We start from the raw sequence: 25,019 nt of genomic DNA on the forward strand, positions 1-25,019 counted from the left end.
TGCAGAACAACCAGTAACTGCAGGACAACCAGTAACATGCGTATTGCCGGCGGGCTCGTCCTCAGCTCGCCGGCAAGATGATTTCGGCGTGCAGGCCCGGCGGCGGCCTGCGTTCCGACAACGCGATGCGACCGCCATGGGCGGCCACGATCTCGCGCACGATCGCAAGCCCCAGCCCGGTTCCGTCCGGGCCCGAGGCCAGGCGATAGAAGCGCTCGAACACCCGTTCGCGCTCGGCCTCCGGGATGCCCGGACCGTTATCCTCGATGCTGAGATGGATCTCGCTTGGCTCCCGCGTCAGGCGCACGCTGACGGCGCCGCCCTCGGGCGTATAGCGCAAGGCGTTCTCGACCAGATTGGCCACCATCTCCCGCAGCAGCGTGACATGGCCCTGCAGCTCCAGGCCGGCCTGGTCACCCTCGAACGACAGGTCTATGCGCCGGTCGAAGGCGAGCATGGCGCGGCTTTCAAGCGCGGCCCGGGTGATCCCAGCGAAGTCGACCGCCTCCTTGCGCATCGCCGCGCCGCCCGGCTCCGCCCGCGCCAGCACCAAAAGCTGGTTGACGACGCGCGTCATGGCGTCGAGCCCGCCATCGATCGCGGTCAGGGCCTCGGTCTTGGCCGCCGTCTCGCTGTCGCGCAGGCCGACAGTGGCTTGCGTCTTCAGCACGGCGAGCGGGGTGCGCAACTGATGCGAGGCATCGGCGACGAAGCGTCGTTGCAGCGAGATATAGGTCTGGATGCGCGCGAAAGCGTGGTTCAGCGCGTCGATCAGCGGTTTCAACTCGGTCTGGAGGTTCTTGCTGGCCAAAGGCTGAAGCGAGCCGGGGTCGCGGGCAAGGAGTTCACTACGCAAGCGTAGCAATGGCGCCAGACCCCTGCGCAAACCAAACAGCGCCAGAAGTGCCGCGATCCCGACGAGAAGCGTCTGGTCGCGCAGCGATCTCAGCCAGAGTTCGGTGACGAGCCGGTCGCGGCCGCGCAAGCTGGTGCCGACCACGACGAGCGCATTCCCACCCGCCGACTTCGAGACGACGGGCTGGGAGATCGCCACCGCCCGGATGTCCTCGATGCGGAACCGCGCCTCGAAATAGACTGGCTGCAGATCGACCGGCGGACGCGGCGGTATGGCCACGTCCGGGAAGCCGGCGATCAATTCTCCCGAGGGCGCCATGACGCGGTAGATCACATGGTCCCGGTCGGGCGAGGCGAACATCTCCAGCGCGGAGGGCGGGATCAGCGCCTCGACGCTGCCCTCATTGTCCTTCACCTGCTCGGCGATGACGCGGGCCGAGGCCAGCAAGGTGCGGTCGGTGATCAGATTGGCTGTGGCGACCGCGCTGCGATGGGTCGTCCAGGCATTGAACGCGACCACGCCGGCCAGGGGGATGAGAAGCCATCCCAACAACTCGCCGCGTAGAGTCCTAGGCATCCTGCTTCCTCAGCGCATAGCCGAGGCCGCGCAAGGTGCCGATCGCGACGCCTTGGCCCTCCAGTTTCTTGCGCACGCGGTGGACATAGATCTCGATCGCGTTCGAGCTGGCATCGTCGTCGAGGCCGAACACGGTTTCGCTCAGGGCCGCTTTCGACACGACGCGGCCGGAGGCCAGGATGAGCGTTTCCAGCACCGCATGCTCGCGCTGCGTCAAGGGCAGGGCTTCGCCGGCCAGCAGGAACTGGCGCGTATTCGTCTCCAGTTCGAGCGCGCCGAAGACGACGCGCAGGGTCTTGTCGTTTTGCCGGCGACGCAACTGCGCGCGAATGCGCGCCTCCAGCTCGTCAGGGTCGAACGGCTTGACGAGGTAGTCGTCAGCGCCGGCGTCGAGCCCGGCGATGCGGCTGGTGACGGCGTCGTTGGCGGTCAGGATGATGACGGGCGTCAGGCCGCGGCGGCTCCTGAAACGCTGCAGCACTTCGAGCCCGGTCATCTGCGGCAGGCCCATGTCGAGGATGATCACGTCATAGTGCTGCGTCGACAGCGCCGCATCGGCGTCCGCACCATCATGGACGCAATCGACGACATAGCGGCTCTTGCGCAGCAACCGGCCGAGCCAGTCGGAAAGCTCGCGATTATCCTCGACCAGTAAAATGCGCATCTGCCATCGCCGTCGGGGCCGCAGGGCCCCTTATGTTCCAAAAGCCGGGCGAGGGCAAAGCGGAGCCCGGAACGAGCTTACCGCGCGAGCGTGACCGTGGGCCGTCGCGACACAAAGCGAGGTTTCTGCCGCTGGGCTTTCGCTATCAGGCGGCGCTCTGCGCCCGGTGCTGCTGCGGCAGCAGGAAGGGCAGGCCCGGCGCCGGCGCGCGACTGAGCGAGAGATCGACCTTGAAGACCTGGCGCAGCAGCGCGTCGTCCAGCGTCGCGGCGGGGGCGCCGCGGGCGACGATGCGGCCCTGGTCCATGATCACGAGCTCGTCGGCATAGGTCACGGCGAGGTTGAGGTCGTGCAGCACGATCAGCACGGCAACGCCACGGCTGGCGAGGCTGCGGGCCATGTCCAGAAGCGCGAGCTGATGGCAGAGGTCGAGGCTCGCGATCGGCTCGTCGAGGAAGAGCGCCTGGGATGGCCCGGCGCCGCGCCCGGCCTCGAGCTGGCAGAGCGCGCGGGCGAACTGCACCCGCTGCTGTTCGCCGCCCGAGAGGGTCTGGTAGCTGCGCGCGGCGAGGTCGAGCACGCCGGCGGCGCTCAGGGCCTGACCGATCAGGGCTTCGCGCTGGCCTCGCGGCAGGCGGCGGCCGACGCCGTCGACGCCCAGCCGCGCGACCTCGTAGACCGTGAAGGGAAAGGCGAGCCTGGTCTGCTGCGCCATCACGGCGCGCCGCGAGGCGAGCCGCCAGCCCGGCACCGCGCCGAGCGGCTCGCCATCGAAGGATATCCCGCCTGTGCTTGGATGCAGTTCACCGGTCAGGAGTTTCAGCAGCGTCGATTTTCCCGCGCCGTTGGGGCCGACCAGAATGGTCGTGCGGCCCGGGCGAAGTTCAAGCGAGGCCTGATCGACGAGCTTGCGCCGGCCGATCGCGAAGCTCACGCCCTCGCAGGCGACGAGCGCGGGGCCGTGCGTGTCAGAGATCGACATGGTTTGCCCGGCGCAGGAGAAGCCAGAGGAAGAACGGCGCGCCGACCGCTGCGGTGACGATGCCGATGGGCAGTTCCGCCGGGGCCACGATCAGGCGCGCGGCGATGTCGGCCCCGACCAGCAGGGTCGCGCCGCCAAGCGCCGAAAGCGGCAGCAGCAGGCGGTGGTCAGGCCCGATGGCGAGCCGGATCAGATGCGGCACGACGATGCCGACGAAGCCGATGACGCCGGCTGTGGCGACGCTTGCACCGACGGCGAGCGCGACGAGCAGGATGGCAAGCCCCTTGATGCGCTGCACCGGCAGGCCGAGATGGTAGGCCTCGGCCTCGCCCAGCATCAGGGCGTTGAGCCCGCGCGCGAGCAATGGCACGGCGAAGAGCAGCGGCAGCACGATCGGTGCGACGATGACGAGCTTGGCCCAGCTCGCGCCGCCAAGACTGCCGAGCGACCAGAAGGTCAGGTCGCGCAATTGCCGGTCGTCCGAGATGAAGGCGAGCAGGCCGGTGAGCGAGCCCGCCAGCGCGCCGAGCGCGACGCCGGCGAGCAGCATGGTCGCGACCGAGGTGCGGCCCTGGCGCGTCGCGATCAGATAGAGCGCCAATGTCGAGATCAGGCCGCCACAGAAGGCGCCGACGGGCAGGGCGGCGAAGGGCAATTTGAAGCCGGTGCCGGCGAGGAGGCGGTCGCCCAGGACGATGGTCGTCGCAGCGGCGAGCCCCGCCCCGGCCGAGACGCCGACGAGGCCGGGATCGGCGAGCGGATTGCGGAACAGGCCCTGCATCAGCGCGCCCGAGATGGCGAGTGCCGCGCCGATCAGCATGGCGAGCAGCACGCGGGGCAGGCGGATGTTGAGCACGACCAGCGCGTCGCGCCCGGTCAGCAATTCGTCCTGGCCGGAGAGCTTCGCCATCAGAATCTCGGCAACGCGAGCCGGCGGGATCTGGACCGCACCCTGGCCGGTCGCGACGATGGCGAGCACGAGGCAGAGCAAGGTCACGCCGAAGACCGCGAGGACCGCCTGTCGCCTCCGGCCGGCCGTGAAGGCTGCAAGCGACGACAAGGCGGCGAGCTCGCCGGGGCGGGCGGCAAGCGTCATGGTGCAGCCGCCGTCTTCAGCGGCGGGATCGCGGCGCCGGGGTAGAGCGCGGCCATGAGGTCGCGCGCGGCCGCCGGCGTGCGTGGGCCGAAGCCGAGCAGGTAGAGGCCGTCCATGACGATATGGGCGCGCTGCGCCGCCGCCGGCGTCTGGGAGAAGGCGGGCAAGGCGAACAGCGCCTCGGTTGCCGTGTCGTGGTTACCGCTGTTGCGCATCATCAGGATGGCGTCGGGTGCAGCGGCGATGATCGCCTCGTCGGTCATCGTCTTGTAGCCCTCGACTGCGGCCGCCGCATTGATGCCGCCGGCGAGATCGATGATCGCGTCCGCCGAACTGTTGCGCCCGCCGACCACGGTGCGGCCATTCTGCAAGGAGAGCACGAAGAGCACGCGGCGCTTAGCCGGCAAGGCCGTGCGCAGCGTCGCCAGTTCGTCGAAGCGCGCCTTGGTCTGCGCCGCGAGCCGGCGCGCGGGCTCGACCGCACCGGCGACCGCGCCGATCGCCTCGATCTTGGTGACGACGCCTTCGGCGCTCGTATCGTCGGGAATCCGCGCGAGGCGCACGCCCGCTTCGTTCAGCAGCGAGATCGCATCCGGCGGGCCGGCGCTGGTGATCGCCATGACGAGCGAGGGTTTGAGCGAGAGTACGCCTTCCGCCGAGAGAGCACGGACATAACCGATATTGGGCTTGTCCTTCAGCGCCTCGGCAGGGAACTGGCTGGTCGAATCGACGCCCACAAGCCGGTCCTGCAGGCCCAGCGCATAAAGCACCTCGGTGATCACGCCGCCGGCCGCGACGATGCGCTCGGGCGTCTGCGCGAAGCTGCGCGTGACGAAGGAGGCGGAACTCGTCAGATCGATGGCGGCGATCAGCGTCAAGGCGAGCGCTGCACCGAGTTCGCGCCGATTGAGGCGGGGAGCCGCCGGGGCGAGCAGGGCGTTGCGGCCGGCCATGAGATCATCTCCGTCTGGTGTTGATTGCCTCGCGTTAGCATCAGGCAAGTATTCGCTCTTTTTAATTCGTCTAATTTAGATTATGTTTCGGTGTTGTTGACGGAGATATTCGGTTTTACTACAGAGGGTCAAGAGTGGCGCGCCGGGCACGGTGAGCGCTGAACGCTTGTCGGCAAGGCGCATCCCGCGCCGGCCAGCGAGCCGTTATTGTTCCAGGGCCGAGGCTGCACCGTGTATTCTTCCGCCACGATCAGGCGCGTTTCCGTGTCTCCTTGAAAACAGGCAATTCCTGTCGGTCCGGACGGCAATCCCGTCCGGTTCGGCATGCTGAAAGAACCACCCGAGCCCAGCTCATCCGCCAGCCAAGTCAGGATAGATCCCATGTTCATCGCCATGAACCGCTTCAAGGTCGTCAAGGGAGAGGAGGCCGCCTTCGAGACGGTCTGGTCGTCGCGCAAGACGCGCCTCGACGAGATGACGGGCTTCCTCGGCTTCCATCTGCTGAAGGGCCCGGAGAAGGAGGATCACACCCTCTATTCCTCGCATACCAGCTGGGCCTCGAAGGAGGATTTCACGGCCTGGACCAAGTCCGAGCAGTTCCGCGAATCCCATCGCAATGCCGGCCAGCCGCGCGCGACGCCGATCTATCTCGGTCATCCCGAGTTCGAGGGCTTCGAGACGGTGCTGAGCGAAAGCAATCCGCATCGGCCCCGCCAGGCGGCCGAGTGAGGGGAGGCGGCATGTCGATCTCGCAGGTGATCCCGCTGGCTGGCCAGGAACCGCCGGCAAACGACCCGATGGCGCGTGTCAGGCAGATGCTGGCGGCCAAGCCCGACGGCGTCATCGAGGCGATCGCCCGCGAGGTCGGCGTGCCGACGCTTGCCGTGCTGGAGGAGACGCCACTGGGGCAGCGGACGGCGATCGCGCCCGAGCGCTTCGAGGCGCTCTGGCAGGAACTCGCGAACTGGGGGAGCGTGCTCTTCATTGTCCACACGCCCGATATCGTGCTGGAATGCGAAGGCGCGCTGCCGGTCGGCTCCTTCGGCCATGGCTATTACAACATCCATGGCGACAGCCCGATCGGCGGTCATATCAAGGCCGAGAATTGCCGCGCGATTTATCTGGTCGACCGGCTTTTCCACGGACGCCGGTCCTGCTCGGTGCAGTTCTTCAATGGCGCGGGCGAGGCGATGTTCAAGGTCTTCGTCCGGCGCGATGCGAGCCGGGCGCTGATCGCCGAACAGGTCACAATGTTCGAGGCGCTGAAGACCCGCTTCGCCTGACGGCCGGCGCTCTATCCGGCTCCAGGCGAAGCGGCTGTTCAGCGTTTGGTAGGACATCCATGCCTTCCTCATGAGCTTGGGGTTCAAGCGGCCCCGGTCGACCGGGGCCGCCAATGAGGCGTCGCTGCTTGAGCAGATCGATCTTCGTTCTCGCGCTTGCGCTGTTCGCGTGGTCCATGCCGGCCAACGCCTTTTGGCAGCGCTCGCATATCGGAGCCTGTAAAGGGGCGCGGGATGCAGCCGAATGGAATCGGCTGCAATGCTGGATCTTCGCGCCGGTCTATGAGTGGCCCATCCCCGAGGCGCGGGTCGATGCGCGTTACCGGGGATACAGCGCGCCGCGCTGGCGCAAATAGGCCACCTGCTTCCCTAACGTCCTGACGCTCGACCTGCGCGGCGAGGCATGGCACCGTGCCGGCATCCCTTGCCGCGGTGAGCGCGGCGCATGACGATCCTGGCGGCACGGATGCAGCGTCGGTCCTTTCTCTGTGCGTTGGCCTCCCTCACTGCGGGCTTCGCGTCATCGCCCACTGAGGCGGCCGAACGCATGCGGCTTGCCGCCTTCATGATCGGTTTGCCGCTCGATCATCCGATCGTGCTGGCGCGCCTGGGCATGCTGAAGCGCCTGATGGTGCAGCGCGGCTGGATCGAAGGGCAGAATATTCGCTATCTCGTCCGCTCCTCAAACTCCGATCCGCAGACCCTGGCGACGACGGCCAGGGACCTGGTCGGCGAAACGCCCGACGTCATCGTCGCCGGCTCCAGCACCGAGACGACCGCCATCCTGGCCGCGACGCGCGCGATCCCGGTGCTGTTCTCGACGGCGTCCGATCCGGTCGGGAGCGGTTTCGTGCGCTCGCTCGAGCGGCCGGAAGGCAACGCGACCGGTTTCAGCAACAATGAGCCGACGATGGCGGCGAAATGGGTCGATCTGCTGCGCGAGATCGCGCCGGCGACCGCGCGGATCGGCGTCATCTACAATCCGGTGTCCGCGGCTGCCGGAGGCGTGACCTATGTCGAGCATCTGCGCGGGAGCGCAAAAGAGCTCGGGATGTCGCTGGTCAGCGCTCCGGTCTCGACCCTAGGCGAGATCGAGCCCGCTCTTGCCGAACTCGCCGCGCAACCGGGCACGGGACTGTTCTTCCCGCCGGACAGCTTCACCTTCCGGAATGCCCGGGCAATCGCGCCGTTGGTGGCGAAATACCGGATGCCGACGATGTATCCCTACGAGACCTTCGTCGAGGCTGGTGGGCTGATGTCTTACACCGGCGGTCGCGACGAATCCGATCTGGTCATGGCGAGCTATATCGACCTGATCTTTCGTGGCGCGAACGTCGCCGAGCTCCCCGTCCAGTTCTCACGCAGCTTCGAGCTGGTGATCAATGAGAAGGCGGCCATGGCGCTGGGATTGACGATCCCGCTTGCGCTGCGCGTGCGCGCCTCGCGGATCGTGTCATGAGCGGGATCATCGACGCGGCCAGGCGCGGGCCGCGCGGTGCGCTCGCCCGTAAATACGCGCTGTTCGTCGGCTTCGCGATCAGCCTCGCTTTGGGCATCAACGGCATCATCGGCACGATCTTCGCCTTTTCCGATCAGCGGGCGCTGGTGGCGCGTGTCCAGCAGGAGCAGGCGCAGGCGGCGGCGCAGCGCATCAGCGGATTTGTCGGCGATATCGCGCGGCAGCTCGATTGGGTTTCGCTGAGCAGCTCGGGCGCCCTTGCCCTCGAAGAGCTCCATCTCGATGGGCTGCGCCTGCTGCGGCTGGCCCCGGCGATCCTCGATCTCAGGCGAACGGACGCCGAAGGGCGCGAATTGCTGGCCCTGTCGCGCACCGAGCGCGACCGCATCGGCACAGGGACGGACCTGTCCAGTGATCCGATCGTCCAGGCGGCATTGGCTCAGGGCAACTTCCGGAGCGGTGTCGAATTCCGGCGCGGCTCCGAGCCTTATCTGCTGCTGGGAAAACGGGTGACCGAAACGAAAGGCGGCGTGGTCCTGGCGACGGTCAATCTGACCTTCATCAAAGAACTCGTCTCGCAGATGAAGGTCGGCGTGGAAGGACGGGCCTATGTCGTCGATCGTTCCGGCCGGCTGATCGCGCATCCCGATCTCCGCTTCGTCCTGAGGGGCACGAATTTGCTGCCGCTCCTGCAGGCTTATCCGCGGCCGGATATTCAGGGCGCGATGCTGCCCGGCGATAGCCTGTCGACCCGCGATATCGAGGGGCGGGCGGTCCTGTCGGTCGTCGCGCCCGTGCCGAATCTCGACTGGAGTGTCATCGTCGACCTGCCGCAAAGCGAGGCTTATGCGCCGATTTACGCTTCGATCCTGCGCTCGTTGATCATCCTCGCCGGGGCGCTGCTCATCACCGTGATAACCAGCATCCTGCTCAGCGGGCGCCTGGTCGCACCGGTCCGGGCGTTGACCGAAGGCGCCGCCCGGATTGGCGAGGGCCAGCTCGACGAGCGCATCGACATTCGCACCGGCGACGAGCTTCAGGAGCTCGGCGACCAGTTCAACCTGATGGCTGCGCGCTTGCAGGAGAGCCGGAGCATCCTGGAGGACAAGGTGTCCCAGCGCACGGCTGCCCTGGCCAAGGCGCTCGACCAGGCATCAACGGGGCAGCGCGCCGCCGAGCAGGCGCGCGAATTGGCCGAGGAGGCGACGAAAGCCAAATCCCGCTTCCTGGCGGTGGTGGGGCACGACATCCGCACGCCCTTGTCGGGCGTGCTCGGCGTGCTCGAAATCCTCGACCGCAAGCGCATGAGCCAGCGCGATCGGCGGCTGGTCGAAATGGCGGCGACCTCCGGCGAGACGCTGATCGACCTCGCCAATGCGACGCTCGACCTCTCGCGGCTGGAGGCGGGCACAGAGAGCCTGGAGAAGCGTGACTACGAGCCCGGCCCCCTGCTCGCAGCGGCCATCGCGCTGATGCGGCCGGCAGCCGAGCGCAAGGGTCTGGCGCTCCGCCTCGACATCGAGCCTGTCGCGATGGCGAGGCTCAATGGTGATCCCGGCAAGATCAACCGGATCGTCCAGAATCTCCTGCGCAATGCGATCAGCTTCACCGATGCCGGCGAGATCGAGATCGGCGCCGCTCTGGAGCCGGCCGACGATGCGTCCGGGCCGATGCTGGTGATCGCGGTGCACGATACCGGCATCGGCATCGATCCCGCCATGCAACGCCGCATCTTCCAGGATTTCGTGCAGGTCGATCCCGAAACAGGGCGGCGTTCCGGCGGCGTCGGTCTGGGACTGGCGATCTGCACCAAGCTTGCGACCCTGATGGGCGGCTCGATTTCGGTCCTCAGCGAAGTCGGGGTTGGCAGCACCTTCTGGGTCAGGTTACCGGCTGCAGCCGCGACGAGCGTTGCGCATGCGCCGCATGCCGAGACGGCCGAGACGCCGCTCGTGGTGCTCGTCGTCGATGACGAGCCCGTCACGCGGGAGGTGGCGCGGATCATGATCGCCAAGGCGGGGCACCGCGTGCTGACCGCCAGCTCCGGCGAGGCTGCGCTCGTGCTGCTGGCGTCGAAGCGCGTCGATCTCGTGCTGCTCGACATGCACATGACCGGCATGGACGGCATCGAGACCGCGGCCGCGATCCGCGCTATCCCGGAGATCGTCTGCCCGGCGATCGTGGCGCTGACCGCCGATGTGTCGCCGGAGACGATGCGCCGGCTTCTCGCGGCGGGCCTGACCACGATCGTGCCCAAGCCCGCAACATCCGCGGCCTTGCGGCAGGTGCTGACGCGCAACGCGCGCAGACCGGGGCGCCTGGCGAATGCGAGCCTGTCGCCGGACCTCCCCGTCGACGAGGCGTTCCTCGACGCGCAGGCGCTGCTGGTTGGCGCCGAACGCATGGGGCGTCTGGTTGCGCTGTTCCAGACGGTCTCGGGGGATATTCTGGAGCAGCTCGGCCGGGCGATCGAGCAGGGCGACCGCAAGGCGCTGGAGCGGGCGGCGCATCAGTTTGCGAGCTCGGCCAGCGCGCTGGGGCTCGGCCAGGCGGTGACCATCGCATCGACGATCGAGGCCGAGGCCCGTATCGCATCCTTGCAAGTCATGGCGCAGGCGGTGGCTGACCTAGCGCAGGCGCGCGGCGACGCGCTGGCGGCGCTGGCATTGCGAGGTGCCGCCGGTAGGAAGGGCGTGTCGGAGGATCAGGCGTTACGGTCGGCGAAGATGCCGAGCTTGTAGCCGATGCCGCTGACCGTCGCGATCACCCCCGGGTCGCCAGCTCCCGTCAGTTTTCGCCGCAGCCGCGCGACCAGCGCGTCGACGGTGCGGGCGTCGACCTCGCCATGGCGGTTGCTGACGACCTCGATCAGATAGTCGCGGCTGAGCGGCCGGCCATTGCTGTCGACGAGCGCGGCAAGCAGATCGAACTCGCCCCGCGTCAGCCGGATAGGATCGCCGTTGACCGTCGCCAGCTCGCGCCGCAGCAGGTCGATCATGAAGGGGCCGAAGGTGATCGTGGTGCTGCGCCGCGCCGTATCGCGCTCGATCTTGCGGCGGCGGAGCAGCGAGCGTGTCCGCGCCAGCAGATCGCGCAGATTGACCGGTTTGGTGACGTAATGATCGCCAGCGAGCTCGAGCCCGACGATCCGGTCGATATCGGTGTCGCGGCGCGTAACGAAGATGATGCCGGCGTCAGAGAAGCCCTGCAGCTCCTTGGCGAGCTCGAAACCGTCGCCATCGGGCAGGACGACATCGAGGAAGATCAGCTCGGGCTTGACTCGACGCACCACCCTGCGCGCCTCGGCCACGCTCTCGGCTTCCTCGACCCTGAAGCCCTGGTCGGTGAAATAACCCGAGATCATGGCGCGCGTTACAGGGTCGTCCTCGACAATGACGAGGCGTTCGCGGTTTGCCGCCGCAGTTTCGCTCGTCGCGTTCATGCCCGAAGCGCACCTGTCGGATCAGATCCGGCCTGACGCGCCGGCTGCATACGCCGAGCCCCCGGCGCATTTGCACGATCCAATTGTCCGACAAGCTTTGCAAGGCGATGTGCGCGGGCAGCGTGAATGCCGGTTCACGAAAGGAAGACATCTTGCCGGGAGGAGACAGGTTTTCGGAGAGCACAACTGGGGCCGATATTCACGGGCGCCGGCAGGCAGATATTAATCATGGCAAGCAATAGCGCTGTGTTGCGCTTTGTTTCTGCACCCGGATTTAGGATTTCTCGCAGAAGAAAGCCCTCGCCCGAATAGTGGAAACTCGGCTGGGCCTCGTGGCTGCGCGTCTTTCGCTCGCCGTCGGGCAGATTCTTTGACGGAAGAGAAGGGTGACATGGCTCTCAAGGCGATGATCAGGGCGATGAGGCCGCATCATTGGCTGAAGAACGGACTCGTCTTCATCCCGATCCTGCTGAATCATGAAGTCTTCGATCTGGAGTCGCTCGGGCATGGGCTCGTCGCCTTTATCTCCTTCAGCCTGATGGCCTCGTCGATCTATCTTCTCAACGACATCGTCGATGTCGAAGCCGACCGCCGGCATCCGACGAAGTGCAAGCGCCCGCTGGCCGCCGGCGAGATCACCGAGCGTCAGGCCTATATGGCGGTTCCCGTCCTGCTGGCCGCCGCTTTCGCCCTGTCCCTGCTGCTGCCGCAGCCCAAGCTCTTCGTGCTGGCGTTGACGGCCTATCTCGGTCTCGCCTTGGCCTATCTCTTCGTGCTCAAGCGCAAGCTCCTGGTCGACGTGCTGGGGCTGGCCGCGCTGCATACCTTGCGCATCCTCGCCGGCAATGCCGCTGCCGCTATCCCGCTCTCGTCATGGCTGCTCGCCTTCTCGATGTTCCTGTTCCTGAGCCTGGCGCTGGTGAAGCGTTATGCCGAGCTCAGGATCACGCAGGATCAGTCGGGGTTGAAAAAGGCCGGGCGGGGTTATCATGCCGAGGATATCGAGGCGCTCTCGCAGCTCGGCATGGCGTCTGGCTGCACCTGCGCCCTGATCCTGGCGCTCTATGTCGACAGCGCCGCGGTGAAGCAGCTTTACCGTCATCCGGAGCTGATCTGGCTGGTCTGCCCGATCGTCCTCTACCAGATGTCGCGGGTCTGGTTCCTGGCCAGACGCGGCATGATGCCCGACGATCCGCTCGTCTTCATGATCCGCGACTGGCGCAGCCAGGTGACGGGCTCGCTCGTCCTGCTGATCATGGTCGCCGCGACGATCCTGCCGTGAGCGAGATCCTGCTATGAGCGAGATCCTGCCGGAGTGCCGCTCCTGGGGTGGGCTCGTCGCCCGAAATACCGAGATCGTCGCGGCCGAGCCCTGGATCGCCGCGCCGTCGCAGCATCGGACGCCGGTCCTGGCTTATGGCAATGGCCGCTCCTATGGCGATTCCTGCCTGAATGATGGCGGCGCGCTCATTCTGGGCCGCAGCCTCGAGCGAATCCTCGCCTTCGACCGCATCAGCGGCCTCCTCACCTGCGAGGCGGGCGTGCTGCTCGACGATGTGCTGAAGCTTACCGTTCAGGCCGGCTGGTTTCCGCCGGTGACGCCCGGCACCGCATTCGTCACGATCGCCGGTGCGCTGGCCAATGACGTCCATGGCAAGAACCACCATCGCGCCGGCACCTTCGGCAGGCATGTGCGCGCCTTCGAACTGATCCGCTCGGATGGCCGCCGCCTGACCTGCGCGCCCGACCTCAACGGCGAGCTCTTCGCCGCGACCATCGGCGGCTTTGGCCTTACAGGCCTGATCACGCAGGTGACGCTGCAATTGATGCCGGTCACCTCCGCGGGGATGCAGCAGGAGGTGCTGCATTTCGACGGGCTCGACCGCTTCTTCGCGATCGCGGCTGAATCCGATGCGAGCCATGACTACACCGTCGCCTGGATCGACTCGTTGGCGAGCGGCGCGCAGCTCGGTCGAGGCGTCTTCTTCCGGGCCAATCATGCGATGGGGGGCGATGCACCGCTCGCGCGCTCGAAGCGGCCACTGCCGTTTCCGATCAGGCCGCCGATCCCGCTGATCAACGGGCTGACTTTGCGCGTCTTCAATGCGCTCTACCGGGCGGCGCAACCCTCGTCACCTGAGCCGCGGCGCATTCCCTATCGGCCATTCTTCTATCCGCTCGATCGTGTCGCCAACTGGAACCGTGCCTATGGGCCCAAGGGCCTGCGCCAGTTCCAATGCGCGGTGCCGATGGCCCATGCCCGCAAGGCGGTGGAGGCGATGCTGAGGCGCACGCTGGTGGCGGGGGAGGCCTCGTTCCTGACCGTGCTCAAGCTCTTCGGCGATATGCCGTCGCCCGGCATGATGTCGTTCCCGATCGCAGGGGCGACCCTGACGCTCGACTTTCCCAATCGCGGGGCGCGCACGGAGGCGCTGCTGGCGGAGCTCGACCGGATCGCCATCGAAGCCGGCGGGCGCGTGAATCCCTACAAGGACGCGCGCATGTCGCCGGCGACATTCGAGGCCTCCTTTCCGGATTGGCGGGAGTTCGCCCGTCATATCGATCCGGGGTTCTCGTCGAGCTTCTGGCGACGGGTGACGGCGGGTTGAGGCTGATGCGGCCGGGGCTCGGCGGTGCGGCTTTGAAGCCTCTGACGGCCTGGCTCTGAAACACCGCGTCATCCTGGGCGACCGCAGGTCGTCCCGGGATCCATCGTAGAGCCTGGCCCTGCAAAAGATTGGCCCTCCGATGGATCACGGCTCTCCACGGAGCCTGTCCTCGGGCCGACCGAAGGCCGGACCCGAGGGCTTCTGCCAGGATGACGCGCGAATATGATGCTCGTCCCGGAGACCGAAAAAATAATCGTCTCCCTTTGAACCTCCCGCTCGTCCGCTGCGACCAATGCTCATGGAGGGCGAATGGTTCGCCCCCGACTGGACCTCGGGAGATACCATCATGACCAGCTTCAAGAAGACCGCGACCGCCGCTCTGGCCGCTCTCACCCTCTCCACCGCCATTCTCGCCGGCGCGGGCAGCGCCGAGGCCTATCCGCGCCATCGTGGCTGGGGCGTCGGCGCCGGCATCGTCGGAGCGCTCGCCGTCGGCGGCCTGCTCGCAGCCTCCGCCAACCGCGCCTATGCCGAGCCCGTCTATGAGGAGGATGCTCCGGTGCGCCGCTGCGAGATGGTCGAGCGCGTCAACCGCTTCGGCGAGGTCACCGGCTACCGCAAGGTCTGCTCGCTCTACTGAGCGGCAAGCATGGCCCGCATCGATCCGGCCCCTCGGTTCCCCCGAGGGGCCGGATGGCATTTGGGGGGCTATTCGTCGCCGAGAAGAACGCAACTCTATGATTGCGGCGCTTCAGCCTGGCAAACCGCCTCGAGCGCCCACCCCTCGGGAGCGATGACGAAGGCGGCGTAGTAGTTCGGCCCGTAATGCAGGCGCAGGCCGGGCGCGCCATTATCGCTTCCGCCGGCCAAAAGCGCCGCAGCGTGGAAAGCATCGACCGCGGCGTGCGTCGACGCGTTGAAGGCGAGGTGGAAACCCGGCCCGGGCGGGGAGGCCTGTGGCCGCAGTTTCAGCGCCAAGAGATCGCTGCCGCCCGGCGGCCCGTAGCCGGCGGCATCCGGAGCGGTCCAGACGCGAACCAAGCCGAGCGGGCCAAGCGCTGCATCATAGAAGGCGATGGCGGTGGTGAGATCGCGGACGCCGAAGGAGAGATGGCCGAGCATGAAGCGCTCCCTGTTTCGGTAATCCTTGGTTTCGGCAAGCTTTGCCTCGAGCTTCCGTCAGCGCATGTCAGGGGCTTCCATGCGACAAGAAAAGGGCCGGCGAACCGGCCCTTTCAGAGAGTGCGTGACAACTGGCCTCAGCCCTTCGCCACCGCGACCTTGCGCAGATAGTCGGTGACGATCTTGGTGATGCCGCGGGAGAGCAGATCGTCGAGCGCTGCGATGAATTCGTCGCATTGCTCGCGGGTGACGATCAGCGGCGGCTCCAGCCGGATGACGTTGCGGTTGTACTCGGTGAAGGCGACGAGCATGTCGTAATCCTTCAGCAGCAGCGCGCCGATGAAGCCGCAGAGCGAGCCTTTCAGCTTGTCGTCGAGCAATGCGACCATGTGCTTGAGGCCAAACGGCATGGTCTCGCTGATGTCGTTGAACTCGATGCCGATCATCAAGCCGCGCCCGCGGATCTCCTTGAGCAGGCTTGGATGTTTCGCGCGCAGCCCGTTGAGCTTCTCGATGAGATAGTCGCCCTGGCGCTGGGCGTTGCCCATGAGGTCTTCCTCATAGAGCACGTTCAGCGCCTCGATCGCCGAGATGCAGGCCTCTCCCATGCCGCCGAACGTCGCCTGGGCATGGATCAGCGCGGTCTTGGGTTTGCCATAGGCTTTCATGTAGATCTCGCGGCGGGCGATCATCGCGCCCATCGCCGCCTTGGAGCCGCCAAGCGCCTTGGCGAGCGCGGTCACGTCCGGCACGACGCCGTCACGCTCGAAGGCGAAGAACTGGCCGGTGCGGCCGAGACCGCACTGGACCTCGTCGGCGACCCAGAGCACGCCGTGCTTGTCGCAGAGTGCACGCAATTCGCGCCAGAACCCCACCGGCGCCTCGACGATGCCGCCGCCGCCCTGGATCGTCTCCATCACGACGATGCCGATCGCGGGATCGCTTTCCAGTGCCTGGCGCACGGCTTCGATGTCGCCGAAGGGCACTTTGATCCGGTTCTCGACCAGCTTGAACTGCGACTGGTAAAGGTTGGAATCCGTGACTGAGAGCACGCCCTTGGTCTTGCCGTGGAAGGAGTTCGCCGCGTGCAGGATCTTGGACTTACCTGGTCCCTGCGCCTGCTCGGCGACCTTCAGCGCCGCCTCCATCACCTCCGAGCCGGTCGAGCCGAAGAAGACCATGTCGAGATCGCCGGGCGCGATCGCGGCGAGGTTGGCGGCGAGCGCGGAGGCGTATTGCGACATGAAGGCCATGCAGATCTCATGGCGGTTCTCGTCCTGGAATTTCTGCCGCGCCGCGACGATGCGCGGGTGGTTGTGACCGAAGGCGACCGAGCAGAAGCCGCCGAAGAAATCGAGGATCTTTCGACCGTCGCGCGTGATGTAATGCATGCCCTGGGCGCGATCGACGATGATCTTGTCGAAGCCGAGCAGTTTCAGGAAATGCACCTGGCCGGGATTGACATGGGCGGTGAAGAGCTCGCGCACGGTCGCGGCGTCGAGCTGCTTGGCCTCCTCGACGCTGTAAAGCTTCGGGCGAGCAGGCGCGGCGTCGGTCTTGAAAGCGGGCATGCTCATGCTGCGAGGCTCCTCTGCGCCTGATTCCGGATGTCTTTGCTCTTGCGGTATTCGGTGTAGGCGGCGAGCAGCATGTCCTCGTCGCGGTGCTTGGGCGTCCAGCCCAGCTCGCGCTTGGCTTTGGAGGTGTCGAGGATGCAGATCTCGTCGGCGATCATGTACTGCTCCGGGTCCATGATCGGCAGGTTGATCCAGTCGAGCGTGTTCAGCGTCAGCTTGACCAGCGGCGCCGGCGTCGGCAGCAGGATCGATTTCGAGCCGGCATGCGCGATCAGATCGCCGAGCAGCTTCTTCACCGGCGGCGGATCGTCCGAGCCGAGATTATAGGCGCTGTTGGGGAAGCCCGCCTTCCAGGCCGCTATGCAGGCGCTGGCGCAGTCGAACACCGAGATGAACTGATAGGGGTTTTTACCCGAGCCGATCATCGGCACCGGCAGGTTCATGTCGATCAGCGTGAACAGCTTGACCAGGATGCCGAGCCGGCCCGGCCCGATGATCAGGCGCGGCCGGAAGATCGGGATCTGGAACCCCTTGTCGCGATAGCCCTGCGCCAACGTCTCGGTGGCGAGTTTGCTCTCGCCATATTCGCCGAGCGGCTTGGCGGGATGGGTCTCGTCCTGCGGCACGGTGACGGAATGGCCGTAGATCATGTCGGTGGTGAAGTGGACGAGCTTGTTGGCGCCGTTCTTCTCCATCCAGGCCAGGATATTGGCGGTGCCGTGATAGTTCACCGGCCAGAAGAAATCGTGGCGCTCCTTGCGGGTCACGATGGGTGACAGCATCTTGGCCGAGAGGTTGTAGACGAGGTCGTCCTTGGCGAGCGCGATGGCGTTCACGCTCTCAGCGCTGGTCACGTCGATCTGCTGGAACGGCACCTTGGCGTAGTGCGCATGGCCGCTCTTGACGATGTCGGCGACCAGCACCTCCTCGCCCATGGCCGCCAGATCCGCCGCCAGATGCGAGCCGACGAAACCGTCTCCGCCGATGATGATATGTTTCATGGGTTCAGGTCTTCCGGACTAGAGCATTTTCGAGCGAAGCGGACACCGGTTCGCGTAAAGAAAATGCGTTGAAACAATGGCTTAGAGAAATGAACGATCCGGCTGGATCGGACATTGCTCTAAGGTCAGCGCGGCAGGCGCGGCGGGGTGCGGACCGGCACCGGGATCGGCTGGAGCACGGGTTTTTGTTCCAGCAGCATGCCGAGGCGAAGGAAGAGGCGTGCGATCAGATCCATGTCGGTCCCTCAGCTCTGTGCGATGAAGATGGTGCCCAGCATGATCAGCCCAATGCCGGCAATGCGGGCAGGGCTCAGATCCTCCTGGAAGAAGAAATAGGCGTAAACCGCGACCACGACGTAGGCGAGGCTCAGGAACGGATAGGCGTAGCTGATCTGAACCTTCGACAGCACGACGAGATGCGAGGCCATGCTGACCACGAAGGTGCACAGGCCGAAGAAGACGAAAGGGCTGAAGACGACGCGCAGGACCGTGGCGATCAGCCCGTCATGGCCGGGGTCAAGCTGGCCCAGGCCGGTCATGCCACGCTTGAGCATGAGCTGGGCGGCGGCGTTGGTCAGCACCGTGAACAGGATCAGGGGAATATAGGAATTCATCGGGCGATCAGGTTTTCCGCGTGGTCGGTGGACCTCTGAATGACGCGGAAATTACTTCAAATACCTTACGTTGCAGTCCTTACTTCCGCGTAACGTTAAGATGATCCTGCCGGGATCTCATAAAGTCGGAATGACTTCACTTGGAGCCGCAGCCGGCACCGGAGTGAGCGCAGGCCCTTGGCCCGCGGCTTGCTACCCAGGCCTGGGTTCGCCGACCCGTTCGACCCCGCTCGCCGCTTGACCAAGGGCTGCCTGAGGCGGCGCGACCGACATTTCGACGACGACATCTCCAAGGAGGACTTAAGACCATGAAGCGCGAAGAACTCACCGAGAAGATCCTCGACATCAAGCGCGAGAAGGGCTGGAGCTGGAAATACATCACCGCGGAAATCGGCGGCATGTCGGAGGTGCTGATTGTCGGCGCGCTGCTCGGCCAGATGAAGCTGGTCAAGCCCTTGGCGGAGAAGGCTGCGACCCTGTTCGGCCTCACGGAGAACGAGAAGCGGATGCTCAACGAGGTGCCATATCGTGGCATGGGCACGCCGATGCCGCCGACCGACCCGCTGATCTATCGCTTCTACGAGATGGTGATGGTCAACGGCCCGGCCTGGAAGGCGTTGATCGAGGAGGAGTTCGGCGACGGCATCATGTCGGCGATCGATTTCAACATCGAGTTCGAGCGCGAGCCGAACCCGAAGGGCGACCGCGTCAAGATCGCGATGTCGGGCAAGTTCCTGCCCTATAAATATTACGGCAACGAGCAGGGCATTCCCGATTACGGCTTCAAGGAAGCGTAGCCTGCCGGTTCATGGCGTCGTGCAAGAGACGGCATCGTGCAAGAGACGGAGCCGCGCGGGAGATGGCGGCGGGTGTTCAGGAGCTTGCGAATATTGTTATAGTATAACATTCATAACGTCATGAAAGCGCATGTAGTAATCGTACTGTCACATGCGCTTCCTAACGGTCGCCGGCGGATATCGAACGGGTTCGAGCGGAGACGAGCATGCGCGCGCAAAAATGGCTGATGACGATCCTGGCCACAGGGCTTGCCGGGGCCACTCCCGCGCTGTCGCAGACGATCTATCCGATCAACCGGGCTGAGATCCTCGAGGGCTCGCGCTTCGATTTCAAGGTCGAGTTCCCCAACGCGCCGACCTCGGCCGATGTGAAGGTCACGATCAACGGCAAGCCCGCCGCCGAAATCTTCGGCAAGCCGACCGCCTTCATCCAGAACGAAGAAGGCCAGAAGCATTCGGCGTTGTGGCTGCGTGGCGCGACGCTGCCGGCCGGCAACTACGTCGTCGAGGCGACGCAAGGGGCGAACAAGGCGACGGTGAAATGGGAGGTCTTCGCGACGGCCCAGCCGCGCCGGGCCAAGAACGTCATCCTGTTCATCGGCGACGGCATGTCGGTGGCGCATCGCACCGCGGCGCGGATCATGTCCAAGGGCTGGGAAGAGGGCCGCTTCAATGGCGAGCTCGCCATCGACGACATGCCCAACATGGCGCTGATCTCGACCTCCGGCAGCGATTCTATCGTCACCGACAGTGCCAACAGCGCCCATGCCTACACCACCGGCCACAAATCCTGCGTCAACGCGCTCGGCGTCTACTGCGCCAAGAACGCGCTGACGCTGGACCATCCCAAGGTCGAGACCATCTCGGAAGTGATCAAGCGCCGCAACAAGATGACGATCGGCGTCGTCACCAATGCCGAGATCGAGGATGCGACCCCGGCCTCGATGGTGTCCCATACCCGCCGGCGCTCGGACTACAACGACATCGTCAAGATGTTCTATGATGTGAAGCCCGACGTGATCATGGGCGGCGGCTCGCCGAACTTCCTGCCCAAGACGACGCCAGGCTCCAAGCGCACCGATGATCTCGACTTCATCGCCCAGTTCAAGGCGGCCGGCTACAGCATCGCCACGACCAAGACCGAGATGAATGCGGCTGCCGCGTCCGGCGCCAAGAAGCTGCTCGGCCTCTACAACACCAGCAATGTCGACGGCGCCTTCGATCTGCGCCTTGCCAAGAAGGGCACCGTCGCCAAGTTTCCCGACCAGCCGGACGTCGCCGAACAGACCAAGGCGGCGATCGACATGCTGAAGGGCAATGAGGATGGCTTCTTCCTGATGGTCGAGTCCGGCCGTATCGACAAATACAGCCACTCGCTGGATTGGGAGCGGGCCGTGTTCGACACGATCATGCTCGACAACGCCGTCAAGATCGCCAAGGATTTCGCCGGTGAACGCAATGACACGCTGATCATCGTCGTGCCGGATCATACCCATGCAGTCTCACTCGTCGGCACCTATGACGACGAGCGCTCGGGCCAGCTCCTGCGCGACAAGCTCGGCACCTATGCCGACTCCAAGGCGCCGAACTACGGTCCGCTCGACGCCGATGGCTATCCGACCAATGTCAACACCTCGCGCCGTCTCGCCGTGGTCTTCGGCACCTATCCCGACACCTGCGATACCGGTCGCCCCTTCATGGATGGCGAGCGCGTTCCGGCGGTGAAGAGTGCCGACGGCAAGACCAATGTCGCCAACGAAGCCGATTGCACCGGACCGCTGGCGACGCGCAAGGTCGGCAACCTGCCCTTCGACGCGAATTCGGGCGTGCATTCGGGCGATGATGGCATCTTGACCGCGATGGGCCCGGGCGCTGAGAAATTCCGCGGCCATAAGCCCAACACCTATGTCTTCCGCGTGATGGCGGAGGCGCTGGCGCTGGGCGGCGAGTGAGCCTGTCCTGATCCGAGGCGAATGGTCCGTGCAGCAACCGATCCTCCTCGCAAGACTGTCCCGTCGCGGGCTCCTTCAGGGGCTCGCGACGCTCGCGTTCTGCGAGACCGCCCTCGCGGACGAAGCGACGATCAGCTTCGACGGGCTCTACAAATCCTTCGGCGTGCTCGGCTTCCAGTTCTCGGATCGCGCCACGAGCCTGCGCGGGCAGGAGGTGCGCATGCTCGGCTATATGGCGCCGCCGCTGAAGCCCGAAAGCCATTTCTTCGTGCTGACGCGCGAACCTCTGGCGATCTGCCCGTTCTGCCAGTCCGATGCCGACTGGCCGGTCGATATCGTCGTGGTCTTCATGAAGGCGGTGACGCCGATGGTCAGCGCCGGGCAGAAGGTCGCGGTCTCCGGCCGGCTCGAAATCGGTTCCGCGATCGATGCCGAGACCGGCTTCGTCAGCCAGATCAGACTCGTCGATGCCAGTTTTCACGTCGCTTGACCGGCGGCCCGCGGCTGCGGCGCGGGCGCTGCAGCTGACCGGGATCAGGCTCGATCATCGTGGCGGCGATGGCCGGCCCTTCCGGGTGCTCGATCTCGCGGGTTTGACGATTCCAGCCGGCGCGCGGGTGGGTCTGCGCGGTGCCTCGGGCTCGGGCAAGACCTCGCTGCTGCATCTCGTCGCCGGGCTGATCCGGCCCGATGCCGGTTCGGTCAGTTGGGGCGACATGGTCGTCTCCGACCTGCCGGTCAGCGCCCGCGACCGCTGGCGCCAGGCGACGCTGGGCTTCGTCTTCCAGGATTTCCACCTGATCCCTGAGCTCGACGTGGCGGCGAACATCACCTTGCCCCTGACCTTCTCGCATTGGCGGATCGGGCCGGCCGAGCATGAGCGGGCGGCGATGCTCGCCGCCCGGATGGGGTTGACCGATCTCAGGCGCAAGGCCGGCGTCCTGTCGCGCGGCGAGCAGCAGCGCGTGGCGATCGCGCGCGCGGTTTTGCTGCAGCCGGCGCTGATCCTCGCTGACGAGCCGACAGCCAGTCTCGATGCTGCCCACGCCGCCGAGGTCGGAGCGCTCCTGGTCGAGGTCGCTATCGAAACCGGCGCGACCCTGATCTGCGCCTCTCACGATACGGCGCTGCTGGCGCGGATGGACCGGCGCATCGAGCTTGCGGCAGCGCCGGTCGTGCCGGTCGAGAGCGCGGCATGAACCCGTTTCCGATGGTCTGGGCCGATATCCGGGCCCTGCGCTGGACGGCGCTGGCGATCATCGTTCTGGTCGCGCTCGCGGTTGCTGTCGGGGTGGCGATCGGGGCGCAGGAGCGGGCCTTGCGACGCAGTTCGGCTGCCGCGGCCGAGGATTTCGACCTGCTGATCGGCGCGCCGGGCAGCCAGACGCAGTTGCTGATGTCGGCGGTCTATCTCCAGCCGGATGCGGTGCCGCTGATGGACGGGCGGTTGCTCAATACGCTGGCGCAGGATGAGCGTGTCGCCGGCGTCGCGCCCATCGCCTTCGGCGACGTCAGCAAGGGCTATGTGATCGTGGGCACCACGGCGGCCTTTGCCGGCCGCTGGGGGCGGTTCGCGCCCGCGCAGGGCCGGCTCTTCGCGAGGGAGGGCGAGGCGGTGCTGGGGGCTGATGTCAGCTATGGCCTCGGTGACAGCATCGCGCCGTCGCATGGCGTCCTCGGCGCAACCGGGCGCCCGGGCGTGGCGCATGAGGACGAGGTCGGGCATCGCCATGCCGGTCACGACTATGTCGCGGTCGGGCGCTTGCCGCGCCTCGGCTCGCCCTGGGACCGCGCGATCCTGGTGCCGGTCGAGAGCGTCTGGGAGATTCACGGCCTCGCCAATGGCCACGCCGTGGATGACGGGCGGATAGGGCCGCCCTTCGACGGGCCGCGGATCCCCGGCGTGCCAGCCCTGGTCGTCAAGCCGCGCAGCGTCGCCGGGGCCTATGCCTTGCGGGCGCAATATCGCCAGGGCGGCACGATGGCGTTCTTTCCCGCCGAGGTGCTGGTCACGCTCTACCGCGCGCTCGGAGATGTCCGTAGCGTCCTGGTCGCAGCCTCCTTCCTCAATGCGCTGCTGATCCTGGCGGCGGTCCTGTTGCTATTGATAGCGGTCGCAGGCCTGCGGCGGCGGCGCTATGCGATCCTGCGGGCGCTGGGGGCGCCGCGCGGCTATGTCTTGCTGGTCGTCTGGCTGGGCATGGCCGGGCTGATCGGCGCGGGCTGCGTCGCGGGCCTGCTGGCCGGCGCGGTGCTGACGACAGCGCTGTCGGGCGTCATCGCCGGGCAGACCGGGCTGCGGCTCGTCTTCGCGATCGAGAGCCAGGAGATCGTCTTCGTCGCGGCACTGCTGCTCGTCGGCAGCGCGATCACGCTGGTGCCGGCGCTGATGTCATACCGCGCTCCGGCGGTCGCCGGCTTGCGCGACTGAAGCAGTCCGGCGACACGCTGCTGTCGCCGTTTGACATCGAGGCGCCTAAGCTCGTTCCGAGTCCGAGCGTGGTGCGCCGCATGCCTCTCCCCAATCGTGTCAGTCCCGATGGCAGCCTTTTCGCCGATCCGGCGCGTGGCCTGTTTTATGGCAATCGCGGCGGGCGCTTCCATGACCCACGGTCGCACGCCGTGCCGACGCGACTTTATGCCAACCGGCAATGGCTCTGCTGCGTGCTGTCGTTCAAGGGCCGCAGCCGAAAGGTCTGGGGGCAGGGCTATACCGAGCTGTTCTTCTGCGACGAGGTGACCGCGCTCGCCGCCGGGCACCGGCCCTGCATGGAATGCCGACGCGCGGACGCGCTGCGCTATCGCGCGGCATTGGTGAGCGGGCTCGGCTTGAGCGAGACGCCGCTCTTTCCGGCTATCGACCGCAGGCTCGATGCGGAGCGGCGCATCGGCCGCGCGAAGCGCCTGCACCAGCTGGAGGCAGACGCACTACCCGATGGCGCCATGCTCGCGAGCGAAGCGAGCTTTCTGGCTCTCAGGGGCGATGCCGGGCTGCTCTGGTCGCCATCGGGCTATATCGCGCGCCGGCGTCGTCCAACTGGCGCGGTCGCCGTCTTGACGCCGCCGGCGACGCTGAGCGCACTCATGAACGGCTATCAACCAAGTTGGCATCCCAGCGTCACGGCGTTCGCCTGAAACTGCGCGAACCCGATTGCCAGCCTCCTGCCCCAAGGGCAACGTGCCGCGGCCGAGCCGGAAGGGCTTGGCGGTTTTCGCCTGCCGAGATCTGTCGACAAGCAGGCGCAAACGCCTAAGGCGCTGGGGAGATAGAGATGTTGCCAAACATGATCCGGGCTTTCACCGTTGCCGCTGTGATGGCCGCCATGCCGGCTCTGGCGGGCCCGCTCACCCTTACCGCGGCGGATCCCGTCGCGACCGTGACGATCCCCGAGGAATGGTCGGGCAAGACGATTGCGCGCGGGCTCGAGATCAAGACGCCCGACGAGGAGGTCTATCTCTGGTTCGAGCTGATCGCGCCCGGCGAGATGGACAGCGTTCAAAAGGAGCATGACCGCTATTTTCAGAAGGAGGGCGTCACGGTCACCGGCGCGTCGGAGACCAAGAAGTCCGAGATCAACGGCCGGGCCTGGTCCTTCACCGAACTCGCTGCAACCAACAAGGACGGCCCCTCGATCATCCGCTATGTCGCGATCAATCCGAATGTGGCGAGCGGCAAAATCATCCTGATGACCTATTGGGCTTCGCCGGATGGCGACAAAACCCATGACGCCGCCATGTCCAAGCTGATCGATGGCATCAGCTTCAAATAGCGCGCGCTTCCGGGGGGGCCTGGGATTGAGGAACCTTTCGCGCCATGGGGGCGTTGCCCCAGCATGGTCCGTTCGAAAGAGGTTTTTCAATGCGCTCGATTGCTTTGTGGCTCCTTGGTGTGCCGATTCCCCTGATCATCCTGCTCTGGTTCTTCATGCGCTGAAGCGGAGGGCCGCTTCGCATCACATTTGCAATGGCCGGGCCTCGCTCCGGCCATTGCCATGTCGGGCTGCTGACAGAGCCCGTCAGGCGTACATGCTTTCCC

General features: G+C 66.0%; 23 protein-coding genes and 1 pseudogene. 14 read left to right on the forward strand and 10 right to left on the reverse strand.

What is annotated here, in order from left to right:
• Positions 1 to 61 precede the first annotated feature (61 nt).
• The 5 genes from J2Y55_RS27965 to J2Y55_RS27985 all read right to left on the reverse strand — a co-directional run bounded on the left by J2Y55_RS27965 (position 62) and on the right by J2Y55_RS27985 (position 5,127).
• Positions 62 to 1,405 carry a sensor histidine kinase N-terminal domain-containing protein gene (locus J2Y55_RS27965; RefSeq protein WP_310159879.1) on the reverse strand — a complete coding sequence of 448 codons (1,344 nt, stop codon included), beginning with the start codon at positions 1,403 to 1,405 and terminating at the stop codon, positions 62 to 64.
• Between the two features lie 19 nt (positions 1,406 to 1,424).
• Positions 1,425 to 2,096 carry a response regulator gene (locus tag J2Y55_RS27970; RefSeq protein WP_310159880.1) on the reverse strand — a complete coding sequence of 224 codons (672 nt, stop codon included), beginning with the start codon at positions 2,094 to 2,096 and terminating at the stop codon, positions 1,425 to 1,427.
• 145 nt (positions 2,097 to 2,241) lie between these two features.
• Complete coding sequence (locus tag J2Y55_RS27975) at positions 2,242 to 3,078, reverse strand: heme ABC transporter ATP-binding protein (RefSeq protein ID WP_310159881.1); 837 nt, start codon at positions 3,076 to 3,078, stop codon at positions 2,242 to 2,244.
• Positions 3,065 to 4,174, reverse strand: coding sequence for a FecCD family ABC transporter permease (locus J2Y55_RS27980; RefSeq protein WP_310159882.1), 1,110 nt, complete (start codon positions 4,172 to 4,174; stop codon positions 3,065 to 3,067). The genes J2Y55_RS27975 and J2Y55_RS27980 overlap by 14 nt, the downstream gene beginning before the upstream one ends.
• Complete coding sequence (locus tag J2Y55_RS27985; RefSeq protein WP_310159884.1) at positions 4,171 to 5,127, reverse strand: heme/hemin ABC transporter substrate-binding protein; 957 nt, start codon at positions 5,125 to 5,127, stop codon at positions 4,171 to 4,173. The genes J2Y55_RS27980 and J2Y55_RS27985 overlap by 4 nt, the downstream gene beginning before the upstream one ends.
• Positions 5,128 to 5,508: 381 nt before the next feature.
• Here J2Y55_RS27985 and hmuQ point away from each other — a divergent pair, with 381 nt between their 5' ends.
• The 4 genes from hmuQ (at position 5,509) to J2Y55_RS28005 (ending at position 10,610) form a co-directional block, all read left to right on the forward strand.
• Positions 5,509 to 5,856 carry a heme-degrading protein HmuQ gene (gene hmuQ, locus J2Y55_RS27990; protein ID WP_310159886.1) on the forward strand — a complete coding sequence of 116 codons (348 nt, stop codon included), beginning with the start codon at positions 5,509 to 5,511 and terminating at the stop codon, positions 5,854 to 5,856.
• 11 nt (positions 5,857 to 5,867) lie between these two features.
• Entirely contained in the window at positions 5,868 to 6,410 is a 543-nt protein-coding gene (gene hutX / locus J2Y55_RS27995; protein ID WP_404979054.1) for a heme utilization cystosolic carrier protein HutX, read from the forward strand.
• Positions 6,411 to 6,957: 547 nt separating this feature from the next.
• On the forward strand, positions 6,958 to 7,869 hold the full coding sequence (locus J2Y55_RS28000) for an ABC transporter substrate-binding protein (RefSeq protein WP_310159887.1): 912 nt from the start codon (positions 6,958 to 6,960) through the stop codon (positions 7,867 to 7,869).
• Complete coding sequence (locus J2Y55_RS28005; protein ID WP_310159888.1) at positions 7,866 to 10,610, forward strand: hybrid sensor histidine kinase/response regulator; 2,745 nt, start codon at positions 7,866 to 7,868, stop codon at positions 10,608 to 10,610. The genes J2Y55_RS28000 and J2Y55_RS28005 overlap by 4 nt, the downstream gene beginning before the upstream one ends.
• On the opposite strand, the gene J2Y55_RS28010 is transcribed toward J2Y55_RS28005, so the two are convergent.
• Positions 10,574 to 11,311 (reverse strand): response regulator, encoded by a 738-nt coding sequence (locus J2Y55_RS28010; protein WP_310159890.1) that lies wholly within the window; start codon positions 11,309 to 11,311, stop codon positions 10,574 to 10,576. The two genes, J2Y55_RS28005 and J2Y55_RS28010, sit on opposite strands and share 37 nt — an antisense overlap.
• A 391-nt stretch (positions 11,312 to 11,702) precedes the next feature.
• Here J2Y55_RS28010 and J2Y55_RS28015 point away from each other — a divergent pair, with 391 nt between their 5' ends.
• The 3 genes from J2Y55_RS28015 to J2Y55_RS28025 all read left to right on the forward strand — a co-directional run bounded on the left by J2Y55_RS28015 (position 11,703) and on the right by J2Y55_RS28025 (position 14,560).
• The gene (locus J2Y55_RS28015; protein WP_310159893.1) at positions 11,703 to 12,593 is read left to right on the forward strand and encodes a UbiA family prenyltransferase; all 891 of its coding nucleotides are present in this window, start codon (positions 11,703 to 11,705) and stop codon (positions 12,591 to 12,593) included.
• Positions 12,594 to 12,606: 13 nt separating this feature from the next.
• On the forward strand, positions 12,607 to 13,920 hold the full coding sequence (locus tag J2Y55_RS28020; RefSeq protein WP_310159894.1) for an FAD-binding oxidoreductase: 1,314 nt from the start codon (positions 12,607 to 12,609) through the stop codon (positions 13,918 to 13,920).
• 346 nt (positions 13,921 to 14,266) lie between these two features.
• On the forward strand, positions 14,267 to 14,560 hold the full coding sequence (locus J2Y55_RS28025; RefSeq protein ID WP_310147160.1) for a hypothetical protein: 294 nt from the start codon (positions 14,267 to 14,269) through the stop codon (positions 14,558 to 14,560).
• A 95-nt stretch (positions 14,561 to 14,655) separates the two neighbouring features.
• Here the strand turns inward: J2Y55_RS28025 and J2Y55_RS28030 are convergent, their stop codons facing one another.
• The 4 genes and pseudogenes from J2Y55_RS28030 to J2Y55_RS28045 all read right to left on the reverse strand — a co-directional run.
• Complete coding sequence (locus J2Y55_RS28030; protein ID WP_310159895.1) at positions 14,656 to 15,042, reverse strand: VOC family protein; 387 nt, start codon at positions 15,040 to 15,042, stop codon at positions 14,656 to 14,658.
• 137 nt (positions 15,043 to 15,179) lie between these two features.
• On the reverse strand, positions 15,180 to 16,619 hold the full coding sequence (locus J2Y55_RS28035) for an aspartate aminotransferase family protein (protein ID WP_310159896.1): 1,440 nt from the start codon (positions 16,617 to 16,619) through the stop codon (positions 15,180 to 15,182).
• Positions 16,616 to 17,620, reverse strand: a complete 1,005-nt coding sequence (locus J2Y55_RS28040) for an NAD-dependent epimerase/dehydratase family protein (protein ID WP_310159897.1) — start codon at positions 17,618 to 17,620, stop codon at positions 16,616 to 16,618. Before J2Y55_RS28040 ends, J2Y55_RS28035 begins: the two co-directional genes overlap by 4 nt.
• 248 nt (positions 17,621 to 17,868) lie before the next feature.
• Positions 17,869 to 18,234 (reverse strand): annotated as a pseudogene (locus J2Y55_RS28045) (EamA family transporter); the annotation flags it as partial.
• 308 nt (positions 18,235 to 18,542) lie between these two features.
• Here J2Y55_RS28045 and cynS point away from each other — a divergent pair.
• From cynS to J2Y55_RS28080, 7 genes are all read left to right on the forward strand, one after another.
• Positions 18,543 to 19,031 (forward strand): cyanase, encoded by a 489-nt coding sequence (gene cynS, locus J2Y55_RS28050; protein WP_310159900.1) that lies wholly within the window; start codon positions 18,543 to 18,545, stop codon positions 19,029 to 19,031.
• A 206-nt stretch (positions 19,032 to 19,237) separates the two neighbouring features.
• Positions 19,238 to 20,983, forward strand: coding sequence for an alkaline phosphatase (locus J2Y55_RS28055; RefSeq protein WP_310159902.1), 1,746 nt, complete (start codon positions 19,238 to 19,240; stop codon positions 20,981 to 20,983).
• A 28-nt stretch (positions 20,984 to 21,011) separates the two neighbouring features.
• On the forward strand, positions 21,012 to 21,473 hold the full coding sequence (locus J2Y55_RS28060) for a hypothetical protein (protein WP_310159903.1): 462 nt from the start codon (positions 21,012 to 21,014) through the stop codon (positions 21,471 to 21,473).
• Positions 21,451 to 22,182, forward strand: a complete 732-nt coding sequence (locus J2Y55_RS28065) for an ABC transporter ATP-binding protein (RefSeq protein ID WP_310159904.1) — start codon at positions 21,451 to 21,453, stop codon at positions 22,180 to 22,182. Before J2Y55_RS28060 ends, J2Y55_RS28065 begins: the two co-directional genes overlap by 23 nt.
• Positions 22,179 to 23,414 (forward strand): FtsX-like permease family protein, encoded by a 1,236-nt coding sequence (locus tag J2Y55_RS28070; protein ID WP_310159905.1) that lies wholly within the window; start codon positions 22,179 to 22,181, stop codon positions 23,412 to 23,414. Before J2Y55_RS28065 ends, J2Y55_RS28070 begins: the two co-directional genes overlap by 4 nt.
• A gap of 80 nt (positions 23,415 to 23,494) precedes the next feature.
• The gene (locus J2Y55_RS28075) at positions 23,495 to 24,118 is read left to right on the forward strand and encodes a hypothetical protein (RefSeq protein ID WP_310159907.1); all 624 of its coding nucleotides are present in this window, start codon (positions 23,495 to 23,497) and stop codon (positions 24,116 to 24,118) included.
• Positions 24,119 to 24,255: 137 nt separating this feature from the next.
• Positions 24,256 to 24,753, forward strand: a complete 498-nt coding sequence (locus J2Y55_RS28080) for a hypothetical protein (RefSeq protein WP_310159908.1) — start codon at positions 24,256 to 24,258, stop codon at positions 24,751 to 24,753.
• The last annotated feature ends 266 nt before the right edge of the window (positions 24,754 to 25,019 follow it).

Origin of the sequence: Allobosea sp. BE125 (assembly GCF_031456075.1) — a bacterium.
Classification (GTDB): domain Bacteria; phylum Pseudomonadota; class Alphaproteobacteria; order Rhizobiales; family Beijerinckiaceae; genus Allobosea.

What these genes read in the sequence shown, in the direction of transcription:
- J2Y55_RS27970 (WP_310159880.1), bottom strand. Translation starts at nt 2,096, where the DNA reads ATGCGCATTTTACTGGTCGAGGATAATCGCGAGCTTTCCGACTGGCTC.
- J2Y55_RS27975 (WP_310159881.1), bottom strand. Translation starts at nt 3,078, where the DNA reads ATGTCGATCTCTGACACGCACGGCCCCGCGCTCGTCGCCTGCGAGGGC.
- J2Y55_RS27980 (WP_310159882.1), bottom strand. Translation starts at nt 4,174, where the DNA reads ATGACGCTTGCCGCCCGCCCCGGCGAGCTCGCCGCCTTGTCGTCGCTT.
- J2Y55_RS27985 (WP_310159884.1), bottom strand. Translation starts at nt 5,127, where the DNA reads ATGGCCGGCCGCAACGCCCTGCTCGCCCCGGCGGCTCCCCGCCTCAAT.
- hmuQ (WP_310159886.1), top strand. Translation starts at nt 5,509, where the DNA reads ATGTTCATCGCCATGAACCGCTTCAAGGTCGTCAAGGGAGAGGAGGCC.
- hutX (WP_404979054.1), top strand. Translation starts at nt 5,868, where the DNA reads ATGTCGATCTCGCAGGTGATCCCGCTGGCTGGCCAGGAACCGCCGGCA.
- J2Y55_RS28000 (WP_310159887.1), top strand. Translation starts at nt 6,958, where the DNA reads ATGCGGCTTGCCGCCTTCATGATCGGTTTGCCGCTCGATCATCCGATC.
- J2Y55_RS28005 (WP_310159888.1), top strand. Translation starts at nt 7,866, where the DNA reads ATGAGCGGGATCATCGACGCGGCCAGGCGCGGGCCGCGCGGTGCGCTC.
- J2Y55_RS28010 (WP_310159890.1), bottom strand. Translation starts at nt 11,311, where the DNA reads ATGAACGCGACGAGCGAAACTGCGGCGGCAAACCGCGAACGCCTCGTC.
- J2Y55_RS28015 (WP_310159893.1), top strand. Translation starts at nt 11,703, where the DNA reads ATGGCTCTCAAGGCGATGATCAGGGCGATGAGGCCGCATCATTGGCTG.
- J2Y55_RS28020 (WP_310159894.1), top strand. Translation starts at nt 12,607, where the DNA reads ATGAGCGAGATCCTGCCGGAGTGCCGCTCCTGGGGTGGGCTCGTCGCC.
- J2Y55_RS28025 (WP_310147160.1), top strand. Translation starts at nt 14,267, where the DNA reads ATGACCAGCTTCAAGAAGACCGCGACCGCCGCTCTGGCCGCTCTCACC.
- J2Y55_RS28030 (WP_310159895.1), bottom strand. Translation starts at nt 15,042, where the DNA reads ATGCTCGGCCATCTCTCCTTCGGCGTCCGCGATCTCACCACCGCCATC.
- J2Y55_RS28035 (WP_310159896.1), bottom strand. Translation starts at nt 16,619, where the DNA reads ATGAGCATGCCCGCTTTCAAGACCGACGCCGCGCCTGCTCGCCCGAAG.
- J2Y55_RS28040 (WP_310159897.1), bottom strand. Translation starts at nt 17,620, where the DNA reads ATGAAACATATCATCATCGGCGGAGACGGTTTCGTCGGCTCGCATCTG.
- cynS (WP_310159900.1), top strand. Translation starts at nt 18,543, where the DNA reads ATGAAGCGCGAAGAACTCACCGAGAAGATCCTCGACATCAAGCGCGAG.
- J2Y55_RS28055 (WP_310159902.1), top strand. Translation starts at nt 19,238, where the DNA reads ATGCGCGCGCAAAAATGGCTGATGACGATCCTGGCCACAGGGCTTGCC.
- J2Y55_RS28065 (WP_310159904.1), top strand. Translation starts at nt 21,451, where the DNA reads ATGCCAGTTTTCACGTCGCTTGACCGGCGGCCCGCGGCTGCGGCGCGG.
- J2Y55_RS28070 (WP_310159905.1), top strand. Translation starts at nt 22,179, where the DNA reads ATGAACCCGTTTCCGATGGTCTGGGCCGATATCCGGGCCCTGCGCTGG.
- J2Y55_RS28075 (WP_310159907.1), top strand. Translation starts at nt 23,495, where the DNA reads ATGCCTCTCCCCAATCGTGTCAGTCCCGATGGCAGCCTTTTCGCCGAT.
- J2Y55_RS28080 (WP_310159908.1), top strand. Translation starts at nt 24,256, where the DNA reads ATGTTGCCAAACATGATCCGGGCTTTCACCGTTGCCGCTGTGATGGCC.